11 protein-coding genes and 1 riboswitch are annotated in these 12,602 nt (G+C 71.0%); of the genes, 10 read left to right on the forward strand and 1 reads right to left on the reverse strand.

Features of this window, described 5'->3' with window-relative positions; genetic code table 11:
• Positions 1-48 precede the first annotated feature (48 nt).
• A complete protein-coding gene (locus tag LZG04_RS06040) occupies positions 49-507 on the forward strand; it encodes an Lrp/AsnC family transcriptional regulator (RefSeq protein ID WP_233814011.1) in 459 nt (152 codons plus the stop codon).
• Between the two features lie 4 nt (positions 508-511).
• Here the strand turns inward: LZG04_RS06040 and LZG04_RS06045 are convergent, their stop codons facing one another.
• Positions 512-2,083 (reverse strand): dolichyl-phosphate-mannose--protein mannosyltransferase, encoded by a 1,572-nt coding sequence (locus LZG04_RS06045; protein WP_374202791.1) that lies wholly within the window; start codon positions 2,081-2,083, stop codon positions 512-514.
• 24 nt (positions 2,084-2,107) lie between these two features.
• Here LZG04_RS06045 and rsmI point away from each other — a divergent pair, with 24 nt between their 5' ends.
• The 9 genes from rsmI to LZG04_RS06090 all read left to right on the forward strand — a co-directional run bounded on the left by rsmI (position 2,108) and on the right by LZG04_RS06090 (position 12,549).
• Entirely contained in the window at positions 2,108-2,953 is an 846-nt protein-coding gene (gene rsmI / locus LZG04_RS06050) for a 16S rRNA (cytidine(1402)-2'-O)-methyltransferase (RefSeq protein ID WP_233814013.1), read from the forward strand.
• 233 nt (positions 2,954-3,186) lie between these two features.
• The gene (gene metG / locus LZG04_RS06055; protein ID WP_233814015.1) at positions 3,187-4,977 is read left to right on the forward strand and encodes a methionine--tRNA ligase; all 1,791 of its coding nucleotides are present in this window, start codon (positions 3,187-3,189) and stop codon (positions 4,975-4,977) included.
• Positions 4,974-5,810, forward strand: a complete 837-nt coding sequence (locus LZG04_RS06060) for a TatD family hydrolase (RefSeq protein ID WP_233814018.1) — start codon at positions 4,974-4,976, stop codon at positions 5,808-5,810. The genes metG and LZG04_RS06060 overlap by 4 nt, the downstream gene beginning before the upstream one ends.
• A 280-nt stretch (positions 5,811-6,090) precedes the next feature.
• Positions 6,091-7,524, forward strand: a complete 1,434-nt coding sequence (locus tag LZG04_RS06065; protein WP_233814020.1) for a resuscitation-promoting factor — start codon at positions 6,091-6,093, stop codon at positions 7,522-7,524.
• A 10-nt stretch (positions 7,525-7,534) separates the two neighbouring features.
• Complete coding sequence (rsmA, locus tag LZG04_RS06070; RefSeq protein WP_233814023.1) at positions 7,535-8,413, forward strand: 16S rRNA (adenine(1518)-N(6)/adenine(1519)-N(6))-dimethyltransferase RsmA; 879 nt, start codon at positions 7,535-7,537, stop codon at positions 8,411-8,413.
• A gap of 86 nt (positions 8,414-8,499) precedes the next feature.
• Positions 8,500-8,592: riboswitch (SAM riboswitch) on the forward strand.
• A 206-nt stretch (positions 8,593-8,798) separates the two neighbouring features.
• Positions 8,799-9,809, forward strand: a complete 1,011-nt coding sequence (locus tag LZG04_RS06075; RefSeq protein ID WP_233814025.1) for a methionine ABC transporter ATP-binding protein — start codon at positions 8,799-8,801, stop codon at positions 9,807-9,809.
• Entirely contained in the window at positions 9,806-10,489 is a 684-nt protein-coding gene (locus LZG04_RS06080) for a methionine ABC transporter permease (protein ID WP_233814027.1), read from the forward strand. The genes LZG04_RS06075 and LZG04_RS06080 overlap by 4 nt, the downstream gene beginning before the upstream one ends.
• 64 nt (positions 10,490-10,553) lie before the next feature.
• Positions 10,554-11,363, forward strand: coding sequence for a MetQ/NlpA family ABC transporter substrate-binding protein (locus LZG04_RS06085; RefSeq protein ID WP_233814029.1), 810 nt, complete (start codon positions 10,554-10,556; stop codon positions 11,361-11,363).
• A 220-nt stretch (positions 11,364-11,583) separates the two neighbouring features.
• Positions 11,584-12,549 carry a 4-(cytidine 5'-diphospho)-2-C-methyl-D-erythritol kinase gene (locus tag LZG04_RS06090; protein ID WP_233814031.1) on the forward strand — a complete coding sequence of 322 codons (966 nt, stop codon included), beginning with the start codon at positions 11,584-11,586 and terminating at the stop codon, positions 12,547-12,549.
• Positions 12,550-12,602: the final 53 nt, after the last annotated feature.

Consider the following 12,602-nt stretch of genomic DNA (forward strand, 5'->3'; position numbering starts at 1 on the left):
ATCCAGACCTGCCGAACTTCGTTCGCCGAGCTCTGCCATGATCTGGACGTGGACGAACTTGATTCGGCGATCATCGCGAATCTCCAGGCGGATGCGCGGCTGACCAACCGGGAGCTGGCCAGGCGGCTGGGCATCGCCCCGTCGACCTGCCTGGAACGCGTGCGCGCCCTGCGCGAGCGCGGCGTGATCAAGGGCTACCACGCGGACGTGGACCTGGGCGCGCTCAACCGCGGTGTCCAGGCCTTCGTCGCCGCGCGCCTGCGCCCGATGAGCCGCGCCGTGATCGACGACTTCAAGGCGGCGATCGGCGCGCTGCCCGAGGTGACCGCGATGTACGTGGTGGCGGGCGACGACGACTTCCTCATCCACCTCGCCGTGCCCGACCTGGAGCACCTGCACGCGTTCCTGATCGACCGCCTGAGCGAGCGCCGCGAGGTCATCAGCTTCCGCAGCTCGGTGATCTACGAGGGCATCCGCAACCCCGTGCTCACCGAGCTGCCCCGCTGACCGGTCAGTTCCAGGACGGGAGCCACTTCTGGGCGTCCCAGATCTCCGGGGTGATCGGTATGCCGTTGAGGATCGGCCACAGCCACACGAAGTTGGCCACGACCAGGCCCACGTACAGCGCCACGGCGAGCAGGCCGGTGCCCCGGCGCTCCTTGCCGTCGGTCCGCTTGCCCAGCACCTCGCCCAGGGCCAGCGCGATGCCCAGCACCAGGAACGGTGCCATCGGCATCGCGTAGAAGTAGTACATCTGCCGGTCGACGTTGATGAACCAGGGCAGGAAGCCCGCGCCGTAGCCGACCAGCACCGCCGCGTACCGCCAGTCCAGCTTGGCGATGGCCTGCCACATCGACCAGGCCAGCATCGGGAACGCCAGCCACCACATCGCGGGCGTGCCGATCAGCATGATCGCGCCCACGCAGCTCGGCCCGCCGCAGCCCTGCACCGAGCCCTCGAAGTAGTACAGCATCGGCCGCAGGCCCATCGGCCACGTCCACGGCTTCGACTCCCACGGGTGCCGGTTCGTCTCCGACGTCACCAGCTTGGTGTGGAACTCCAGCACGTTGCCGCTGTAGTACCACAGCGCCCGCAGCGGGGCCGGGATCCAGCCCTCCTCGGGGATCTTGGTGCCCGCGATGTGCCGGTCGATGGCCGTCTCGGACGCGAACCACGCCCACCACGTCGCCAGGTACGCCGCCAGCGGGATCACCAGCAGCGCGAACAGCGACGGCAGCAGGTCCTTGGCGAACGACCCCAGCCACGGCCGCTCCACGCCCGCCGCGCGCCGGGCCAGCGCGCTCCACACCACCGACAGCACGCCGAAGAACGCGATGTACCACACGCCGGACCACTTCACGCCGCACGCGAGGCCCATCGCGATCCCGGCCGCGAACCGCCACCAGCGGAAACCCAGCCACGGGCCGAACGGCGAGTTGGTCACCCAGCCTTCGCGCGTCGCCTCGGCCAGCCGCGACCGCACCTGGTCGCGGTCCACCACCAGGCACGCGAACGCCACCACCACGAAGAACGTCAGGAACGCGTCCAGCATCCCCATCCGCGACTGCACGTGGCTCAGCCCGTCGGCGATCAGCAGCACGCCCGCGATCGCGCCGATCAGGTCCGACCGGGTCATCCGCCGCGCGATCCGCACCACCAGCAGGATCGTCAACGTGCCCACGGCCGCCGAGGCGAACCGCCAGCCCACGCCGTCGTAGCCGAACAGCCACTCGCCGATCGCGATGAGCTGCTTGCCCAGCGGCGGGTGGACGATCAGCTCGTAGCCGGGGTTGTCCTCGTACCCGCCGTTGCGCAGCACCTGCGCGCCCTGCGGCACGTAGTGCTTCTCGTCGAAGATCGGGGTGCCCTTGTCGGTCGGGAACCCGAGGTTCCAGAACCGCACCACGCCGCCGATCAGCGCCACGGTCAACGTGACGAGCCAGCCCCGCAGGGCGTCGCTCATCGGGCCGGGTTCGAGCAGGCGTGCCCGCTGTTCGCGGTCGTTGCCCGGTGGCGGGCTCGTCGGCGGGACTTCGCCGGCGTCGACCACATCGTCTGCGGACTGCGGTGCGATCAGGCTCACGGGCCCGATCGTAGGGTGAGAGGCGTGAGACCTGTATCTGGATCAGGCCGTTTGGTGCTGGCGGCTACTCCGCTCGGCGACGTCCGGGACGCTTCACCGCGCCTGGTGGAGGCGCTGGGCGCGGCCGACGTGATCGCGGCCGAGGACACCAGACGGCTCCGCTCGCTGGCTTCGGCGTTGGACGTGACCCCTTCGGGGCGGGTGGTCAGCTTCTACGACCAGGTCGAGGCGGCCCGCCTGCCCGGCCTGCTGGAGGCCCTGCGGGAGGGGCGGACGGTGCTGCTGGTGACCGACGCCGGCATGCCCAGCGTGTCCGACCCGGGCTACCGCCTCGTGGCCGCGTGCGTGACCGAGGACATCCGCGTCACGTGCCTGCCGGGCCCGTCCGCGGTGACGACCGCGCTGGCCGTGTCGGGCCTGCCGTCGGACCGCTTCTGCTTCGACGGCTTCCCACCCCGCAAGCAGGGCGAACGCCTGCGGTGGTTCGCCGCGCTGCTGGACGAGCCGCGCACGTGCGTCTTCTTCGAATCACCCCATCGGCTGGCGGACACCCTCGCCGACGCCGCGCAGGTCCTGGGCCCGGACCGGCGTGCCGCCGTGTGCCGTGAGCTGACCAAGACCTACGAGGAGGTCAGGCGGGGCGGCCTGGGGGAGCTGGCCGAGTGGGCCGCCGAGGGCGTGCGCGGCGAGATCACCGTCGTGCTGGCCCCTGCCGAGGCCCGCGAGGCCCCGCCGATGGAGGCGCTGGTCGCCGAGGTGCGCCAACGCGTGGCCGCCGGCGAACGGACCAAGACGGCGGCGGCCGAGGTCGCCGAGGCGGCGGGGGTGAGCAAGAAGGCCCTGTATGACGCCGTGATCAGCAAGGGCTGACCTGGTCGGGCGGCACCTCCGCGGTGAAGTCCAGCCAGGGGTCGCGGTCGAGGTCGCCGGACACCGCCTCGCGGGCGGCGCGGACGTTCGCCTCGAACACGTCGTCGAACGCCTCGTCGACCTCGGACCGGGGAAGACCCGCCGGTCACCCGCTCCGGGATGCCCGCCGTTCGGCTCCCTCGACCAGCCCATCCCGGAGGAACCCGCTGGGTGCACGTCCGTAGGCTAAGCCCATGAGTGCCTCCGTGCTGACCGCGGTGGCGTGGCCCTACGCCAACGGTCCCCGCCACATCGGTCACGTCTCCGGTTTCGGTGTCCCCTCCGACGTGTTCTCCCGCTACATGCGCATGTCGGGCAACCGGGTGCTGATGGTCTCCGGCTCGGACGAGCACGGCACGCCCATCTCGGTGCAGGCGGAGAAGGAGGGGCTGTCCACCCGCGAGCTGGTGGACAAGTACCACCGCGTGATCGCGAACGACCTGCACGGCCTGGGCCTGTCCTACGACCTGTTCACCCGCACGACCACCGGCAACCACTACAAGGTGGTGCAGGAGCTGTTCCTCGCCCTCTGGCGCAACGGCTACGTCATCCCCAAGACCGAGATGGGCGCGATCAGCCCCTCCACCGGCCGCACCCTGCCCGACCGCTACATCGAGGGCACGTGCCCGATCTGCGGCTACGACGGCGCGCGCGGCGACCAGTGCGACAACTGCGGCAACCAGCTCGACCCCGTCGACCTGAAGAACCCGCGCAGCCGGATCAACGGCGAGACGCCGAAGTTCGTCGAGACCGAGCACCTGTTCCTCGACCTGCCGCAGTTCATCGACGCCCTCGGCGGCTGGTTGCAGACCCGCACCGAGTGGCGGCCGAACGTGCTCAAGTTCAGCCAGAACCTCATCGACGACCTGCGCCCGCGGGCCATCACCCGCGACCTGGACTGGGGCATCCCGATCCCGCTCGACGGCTGGCGCGAGCAGCCGATGAAGCGCTTCTACGTGTGGTTCGACGCGGTGATCGGCTACCTCAGCGCGTCCGTGGAGTGGGCCCGCCGCAGCGGGGACGACGACGCCTGGAAGGAGTTCTGGACCGGCGACGCCCAGGGCTACTACTTCATGGGCAAGGACAACATCGTCTTCCATTCGCTGATCTGGCCCTCCCTGCTGCTCGGCCAGAACGGCCAGGGCGCGAAGGGCGGGCAGCCGGGCGCGTTCGGCACGCTGAACCTGCCCACCGAGGTGGTCAGCTCCGAGTTCCTGACCATGAGCGGCTCGAAGTTCTCCACCTCCCGCGGCACGGTCATCTACGTCACCGACTTCCTCAAGGAGTTCGGGCCCGACGCGCTGCGCTACTTCATCTCCGTGGCCGGCCCGGAGAACCAGGACACCGACTTCACCTGGGAGGAGTTCGTCCGCCGGACGAACTTCGAGCTGGCCAACGAGTGGGGCAACCTGGTCAACCGGTCGATCTCCATGGCCCACAAGAACGTGGGCGCGGTGCCGAAGCCGACCAGCCCCACCCAGGCCGACCACGAGCTGCTGGAGCTGTCCCGCAAGGCGTTCGACGTGGTGGGCGGGCACCTGCGCCGCTCCCGGTTCAAGCAGGCGTCCAGCGAGGCGATGAAGGTCGTCGGCGCGGCCAACCGGTACCTGTCCGACCAGGAACCGTGGAAGCTCAAGGACGACCCGGAGCGCCGCGACACCGTGCTGCACACCGCGTTGCAGGTCGTGCAGGACGCCAACGCCCTGCTGACGCCGTTCCTGCCGCACTCGGCGCAGAAGGTGCACGAGGCGCTGGGCGGCACGGGCGTGTGGGCGGCCCAGCCGCGGCTGACCGACGTCGCCGACCTCGACGTGCCCGACCGCGAGTACCCGGTCCTCACCGGCGACTACGCGGCCGAGCAGGCGACGTGGGCGTCCACCCCGATCGAGGTGGGCAGGCCGCTGGCCAAGCCCGCGCCGCTGTTCGCGAAGCTCGACCCCGAACTGGGTGAGACCGGGCCCGAGTGGGCCCCGATCGTCAAGTGACCAAGCGCAACGGCGAACGGCCACCGGTCCCGGAGACCCTGCCGGTGCCGGTGGTCGACGCCCACACGCACCTGGACGCGTGCGGCGCGAAGACGCCCGAGCAGGTCCGCGAGGTGCTCGACCGGGCCGCCGCGGCGGGCGTCGACCGGGTGGTCACGGTCGCCGACGACCTCGACGCGGCCCGGTGGGCCGCCGAAGCCGCCACGTGGGACGACCGGGTGTTCGCCGCCGTCGCCCTGCACCCGACCCGCACGTCCACGTTCGGCGAGGTCGAGCAGGCGGAGCTGGCGCGGCTCGCCGAGCGGCCCAGGGTGGTCGCGATCGGCGAGACCGGCCTGGACTACTACTGGGACTACGCGCCGAAAACCGCCCAGCACGAGGCGTTCCGGTGGCACATCGACCTGGCCAAGCGGGTCGGCAAGCCGTTGATGATCCACGACCGGGACGCGCACGACGACATCCTCGCGGTGCTCGACGCCGAAGGAGCGCCGTCCACAGTGGTGTTCCACTGCTTCTCCGGCGACCTCTCCTTCGCGCGCGCGTGCGTGGAGCGGGGGTTCGTGCTGTCCTTCGCGGGCACGGCGACGTTCCGCAACGCCCACGCGTTGCGGGAAGCCGCCCGGTGGGTGCCGGAGGACCACGTGCTGGTCGAGACGGACGCCCCCTTCCTCACGCCCCACCCGTACCGGGGTCGCCCGAACGAGCCCTATTGCGCCAACTACACGCTCCGCGACCTGGCGACGCTGCGTGAGACCGACCTCGGCGAGCTGGCCACGAAGATCACCCGAAACGCCGAACGCGTCTTCGGTCTTCGTGACGCGGTGAAGTCGTAATCCCCCTTACGACGAATGGCGGACAGACTTGCTCCCCTAACGGAGTGACTGAACTCACAAGGATTGCCGGGGTGTTGGCACAACCACCGCGCACCCGTTACGGTCCCGTGACCGTGCCCCGTGTTCCGAGTTCGGGGCGCACCCGCAGTCGGGGCGGGTCACGTTGACACCAGAAGCGCCAAGCCGAACACGCACAGGAGTTGCCGGAGATCACTAGCTGACCACCGACATCGAACGTGCGCGTCGCCGGACTTCGCGCCTTCAGGAGGTATGGCACCCCGTGAACTCGTTCAACGAGGACACCGACTGGTTTACGCCCGTGCAGCCGACACCGACGACCGGTGTCGACGTCCTGGACAGACCCGGGCCGCCGTCCGAGTGGGACACCGCGGTGTTCACCATCACCCCGGACGACGTGCTGGAAGTGCTGGGACCGGACGCCGACGCGCTGCTGGAGAGCGCGAACGTCGACGTCGACGAGCTGATCCGGCTGATCAACGCCGAGACCACGCTCCTGCCCCCGATCATCATCCCCGACGAGGTCTCCCAGGACCGGGTCGCGGCCGGCCTGGCCGCCGAGCAGCCGAGCGCCCCGCCCGCCGCCCTGGTCGAAGCCGCGGGGAAGTGGAAGCGGCGCTTCCTGAAGGCCGCGGTCGCCACCGTGCTGGTCACCATCTCCGGCGGCGGCGCCACCGCGATCGCGATGGACAAGTCCGTCACCGTCGACGTCGACGGCGAGGCCAAGACCGTCCGCACCTACGAGTCCACCGTCGGCGAGATCCTGGCCGACGAGGGCATCACGATCGGCGAGCACGACGCGCTCAGCCCGTCCCCCCAGGCCAAGGTGAGCGACGGCGGCAAGATCTCGCTGGACCGCGGCCGGCTGGTGAAGGCGACGGTCGACGGCGAGCAGCGCGAGGGCTGGGTCCGCTCGGTCACCGTGGACGAGGCGCTGGAGCAGTTGCAGGTGAACGACGAGGGCGCGTGGCTCTCGCACGACCGCAACATGGACGTCCCCCTCGACGGCCTCTCGCTCGAGGTCAAGAGCCTCAAGACCATCACGCTCTACGACGGCGGCAACCCGCCCCGGCAGCTGCGGACGACGGCCGTGACCGTCGAGGAGCTGCTGAAGAGCGAGAACCTCTCCCTCGGCCCCGACGACAAGCTCGAGACGGCGATGGACCTGCGCGTCACCAACGGCGCCGAGGTCCACATCACCCGCACCGGGGTGTCGGTGATCAACGCGACCGAGGCCATCCAGCCGCCGGTCGAGGAGATCAAAGACGACACGATGGTGAAGGGCCAGAAGGAGGTCGTCGAGCCGGGCGAGGCGGGCGAGCAGATCGTCACCTACCGCGTCACGGTGAAGAACGGCGCCGAGGTCGGCCGCGAGAAGCTCGGCGCGAAGGTCACCAAGGAGCCGAAGCCGAAGAAGGTCAAGGTCGGCACCAAGCTCCCGCCCGACGGCGAGGTCTGGGACCGGCTGGCGCAGTGCGAGGCGACCGGCAACTGGGCCATCAACACCGGCAACGGCTACTACGGCGGCCTGCAGTTCAACAAGGGCACCTGGGACGCCTACGGCGGCAGCCAGTACGCCGCCTACCCGCACCAGGCGACCCGCGAGCAGCAGATCGCCGTGGCGACCAAGCTGCGCGACGCGCGCGGCGGCTACTCGGCGTGGCCCCACTGCCAACAGAAGCTGGGCCTGCCGTAACAATGTGGCGGTGACTGAGGATTCGACGACGGCCGGGTCGGCGAGCGCGCTCCTCGGTCCGGCCGACGTCCGTCGGCTGGCCGCCGAGCTGGACATCCGCCCCACCAAGAAGCTGGGGCAGAACTTCGTGCACGACCCGAACACGGTGCGGCGCATCGTGGCGGCGGCCGACCTGCGCCCGGACGACGTGGTGCTCGAAGTCGGACCGGGGCTGGGCTCGCTGACGCTGGCGCTGCTGCCGTCCTGCCGGGCGCTGGTGGCCGTGGAGATCGACGGGGTGCTGGCCGAGCGCCTGCCCGTCACCGTGGCCGACCGCGCGCCCGACCTCGCCGACCGGCTGACCGTCGTGCACGAGGACGCGATGCGCGTCACGCCCGGGCAGCTCCCGGTCGAGCCGACCGCCCTGGTGGCGAACCTGCCGTACAACGTGGCCGTGCCCGTGGTGCTGCACCTGCTGGCCGTGCTGCCGTCGCTGCGCACGGGCCTGGTGATGGTGCAGTCCGAGGTGGCCGACCGGATGGCCGCCGGTCCCGGCAGCAAGGTCTACGGGGTGCCCAGCGTGAAGCTCGCCTGGTACGCCGACGCCCGCCGGGCCGGTCCGGTGCCGCGCTCGGTGTTCTGGCCCGTGCCGAACGTGGACTCGGCGCTGGTCGCGTTCGAGCGGCACGAGCCGCTGTCCACTGTGGATCAGCGGGCGCTGTTCTCGTTGGTGGACGCCGCTTTCGCGCAGCGGCGCAAGATGCTGCGCGGCGCGCTGTCCGGCTGGGCCGGATCGGCGGCGCGGGCGCAGCGGCTGCTGGAGGCCGCGGGCGTGGACCCGTCGGTGCGCGGCGAACAACTGGCCGTCAGTGACTTCATCCGGATAGCCGAGGCCGCGTCCACCCGGTAGTCGATGATCTTTCGGCCGAACGTGTGATTTGCCGAACGATCCTGTTTCAGGCTTGCGTCAGCCGGGCTCGGTCAGGTCTACTCGTGGTGCCATCCCGAGCGGCCGAGAGACCTGGCTCTACGACGCCGCAGCAACCACCCCTCCATGGGGGCAGGTGCTTCAGCCAGGATCGATGGAGGATCACGTGCCCAGGATGCGAATGCTCACCCGCCGGCGGGTCGTCGACCACGGCCGCCGGACCTCGTCAGCCTGTCGCAGCTGCTGAGCAAGCAGCCCTAGGCGCCTTCGAATCCTCGCGTCCTTCATTCAGGACACCTTTCTGAGCTGAGCCGTCGGTCACGCACGCCATGAGCGTGCGCTGCCGCATGCTGTCGTGGAGCGAAACGTGATCACTGTCGAGAACCTCACCAAGACCTTCCCCGGGAGTACCGGGCAGGTTCGCGCGCTGGACGGCGTGAACCTGGACGTCGCCGCGGGCACCGTCCTCGGCGTCGTCGGCCCCAGCGGGGCGGGCAAGTCCACCCTGGCCCGGTGCGTCGCGCTCCTGGAGCGACCCGACAGCGGTGCGATCCGCGTCGACGGCACCGACCTCGTCTCCCTCGACGGCACCGCGCTGCGCGCCGCCCGCCGGCAGATCGGCGTTGTGCCGCAAGGGGATTCCCTGCTGCGCCAGCGCACCGCCGCGGGCAACGTCGCGCTGCCGCTGGAGGCCGCGGGCGTGGCCGGCCCGCAGCGCCGCACCCGCGTCGCCGAGCTGCTCGACCTGGTCGGCCTGACCGACAAGGCGGGCTCGTACCCCGACCAGCTCTCCGGCGGCCAGCGCCAGCGGATCGCGGTCGCACGGGCGCTCGCCGCGTCGCCGTCCGTGCTGCTGGCCGACGAGCCGACCTCCGCGCTCGACCCCGACACGACCGGCTCGGTGCTCACCGTGCTGGACCGGGCGCGCGCCGAGCTGGGCGTGACCGTGCTCGTCGTCACCCACGACATGGGCGTGGTCCGCCGGATCTGCGACGACGTCGCGGTGCTGGAGGACGGCCGGGTGGTGGAGCACGGCAAGGTGCTCGACCTGGTCTCCGACGCCGCGAGCCGCACGGCCGCGTCGCTGCTGCCCGCCGTGGACCAGAACCCGGCGGCGGAGGTCTCGTTCGACCGGGTCGCGGACGTCGTGCTGGTCGGCTTCGCGGCCGTCGGCGCGCTGCTGCCCGAGGCCACCAGCCGGTTCGGCGTCGAGCTCAACCTGCTCGGCGGCGGCCTGACCCGGCTCGGCGAGACCCCGGTGGCGCGCTTCCGCGTCGGCCTGAAGGGCGAGCGCGCCGACTCGGCGCTGGAGTGGATCTCGGACGCGGGCGGCTCGGTGCGCCGGACCCTGTCCGGTCCGCAGGGAGTAGCTGCGTGAGGTCTGCAACACCCTGGTCCATCGTGTTCGACGACCTGCTGGTCGCCACCGGCGAGACGTTGTACATGGTGGTCGTCTCCACCCTGATCGCCGTTCTGCTCGGCGCGCCGGTCGGCATCTGGCTTCAGCTCACCGCTCCCGGTGGGCTGAAGCCCCGGCCGGTGCTCCACAAAGTGCTCGGGTTCGTCGTGGACCTGGGCCGTTCCATGCCCTTCCTGGTCCTGCTGGTGGTGCTCACCTCGCTGACCAGGTTGCTGCTGGGCAGCACCATCGGACCCACGGCGGCCATCGTGCCGCTGGCCGTGGGCGCGATCCCGTTCGTCGGCAGGCTGGTCCAGAACGTGCTGGCCGAGGTGCACGTCTCGGTGGTGGAGGCCGCGGTCACCACCGGGTCGTCCACGTCGCGGATCGTGCGCAGCGTGCTGCTGCGCGAGTCGTTGCCCGCGCTGGTCAACGCCGTGGGCGTGACCGCGATCGCGCTGCTGGGCTACTCGGCGATGGCCGGGGTGGTCGGCGGCGGCGGGCTCGGTGACCTCGCCGTGCGCATGGGCTACCAGCGGTTCAACGACCGGTACCTGTGGAGCACGGTGGTCGTGCTGGCGATCATCGCGACCGCGATCCAGTTCACCACCAACCGCGTGGCCCGCGGCATCGACCGCCGCCGCACGGCCTCCGTCTGACCTTGCTCACCTGATCGAGTTCCGGTTCCCCCGGTTCACCTGTGATCCTCACCTAAGGAATGAAATGCGTATTCGTGCTGCCCTGCTCGCCGTGCTGCTGACCGCAGTGGGCTGCGGTAGTGGCGACACCGGTGGCGCCGCGTCCGACCCGAACGCGCCGCTGAAGGTGGGCGTGAGCCCCGTCCCGCACGCCCAGGTGCTCCAGTACGTGGTCGACAACCTGGCCGCGTCGAAGGGCCTGAAGATCGAGATCGTGGAGTTCACCGACTACGTCCAGCCGAACACGGCGCTGGTGGACGGGTCGCTGGACGCGAACTACTTCCAGACCGTGCCGTACCTGGACACGTTCAAGGCCGAGAGCGGCGCGCCGCTGGAGTGGATCGGCCCGGTGCACGTCGAGCCGCTGGGCCTGTACTCGAAGAAGTACAAGTCGCTGGCCGACCTGCCGTCCGGCGCGCGGGTGGCGCTGGCCAACGACGCGACGAACGAGGCGCGCGGCCTGCAGCTGCTCCAGGCCAACGGCCTGATCAAGCTGACGCCGGGCTCGGAGAAGACGGCCTCGGTGCGCGACGTCGCGGACAACCCGCGCGGGCTGCAGTTCGTCACGCTGGAGGCCCCGCAGCTGCCGCGGTCGCTGGACGACACGGACGCGTCGGTCATCAACGGCAACTACGCCATCGACGCCGGCCTCAAGCCCGCGAACGACGCGCTGGCGCTGGAGAAGGCCGAGGGCAACCCGAACGCCAACGGCCTGGTCACGCGGACCGAGCTGAAGGACGACCAGCGGATCAAGGACCTGCTGGCCCTGCTCCAGTCGCCGGAGGTCAAGGAGTACATCAAGCAGACCTTCGCGGGCTCCGTCCTCGCCGTCTGACCCGCGAGTCCTACCTCCAGAACGCGTGAGTCCTACGTTCAGAACGCGTGTGTCCTACGTTCAGAACGCGTGTGTCCTACGTTCGGAACCCCTGAGTTCAACGCTCAGGGCGGCGGAGTGGGTGGTCGCGGCGGTGACGGGAGGGCGGCGGAGTGGGTTTCGTCGCAGGTCAGCGGCCGGTGGGAGCGGACAACCGGGAAACGCCCGTACGCTTCATGGCGTGCTCGCTGTCGTCCCGCCCCCGGTCACCGTCCGCGTCCCGGCCAAGGTCAACCTGCACCTGGCCGTCGGCGAAGCCCGCGCGGACGGGTACCACGACCTGGTGACGATCTTCCAGGCCCTGTCGCTGACCGACGAGGTGACCGTCGCCATCGCCGACGACCCCGGTGTCGAGGTGCACGGCGAAGGCGCCGACTCGGTGCCCACCGGGCCGTCCAACCTGGCCTGGCGGGCGGTGCGGGTGCTGGCCCAGCACGTCGGCCGCGACCCGGACGACCCGAAGGTCCGCGTCGTCATCCGCAAGTCGATCCCGGTGGCGGGCGGCATGGCGGGTGGCAGCGCGGACGCGGCGGCGACGCTGGTCGGGCTGGCGTCGCTGTGGCGGCTGGAGATCAGCCGCAACGAGCTGGCCGGGCTCGCGGGCAAGATCGGCGCGGACGTCCCCTTCGCCATCTACGGCGGCACGGCGCTGGGCACCGACCGGGGCGACCGGATCGTGCCCGTGCTGTCCCGCCACACGTTCCACTGGGTGCTCGCGTTCGACCGGCGCGGCCTGTCCACGCCCGAGGTGTTCGACGAGCTGGACCGGCTGCGCGCGGACGGCGACCCGCCCCGCGTCGGCGAGGCGGAGGCGGTGCTCGAAGGGCTGGCCTCCGGCGACCCGCGCCAGCTCGCGCTGCTCCTCGGCAACGACCTGCAGGCCGCGGCCGTGTCGCTGCGCCCCAACCTGCGCCGCACGCTGCGCGCGGGCGTGAACGCGGGCGCGTTGGCCGGCATGGTGTCCGGATCGGGCCCCACCTGCGCGTTCCTCTGCACGGACGGTGACTCGGCGGTGCGCGTGGCCGCCGAACTGGCGGGCGCGGGCGTCTGCCGGACGGTGCGCGTGGCGCAAGGGCCGGTGCACGGGGCGCGCGTCGTCGGCACCGACGAGGCGCCCCGGCCGATCCCGCCCGAAGTGCACGCCTGACGTGCCCGGCGCGGTGGCTAGGCTGGCGCACCGCGTTGTCTCCCGTTCTCGAT

The sequence above is a fragment of the Saccharothrix sp. S26 genome (assembly GCF_021390395.1).
Lineage (GTDB): Bacteria > Actinomycetota > Actinomycetes > Mycobacteriales > Pseudonocardiaceae > Actinosynnema.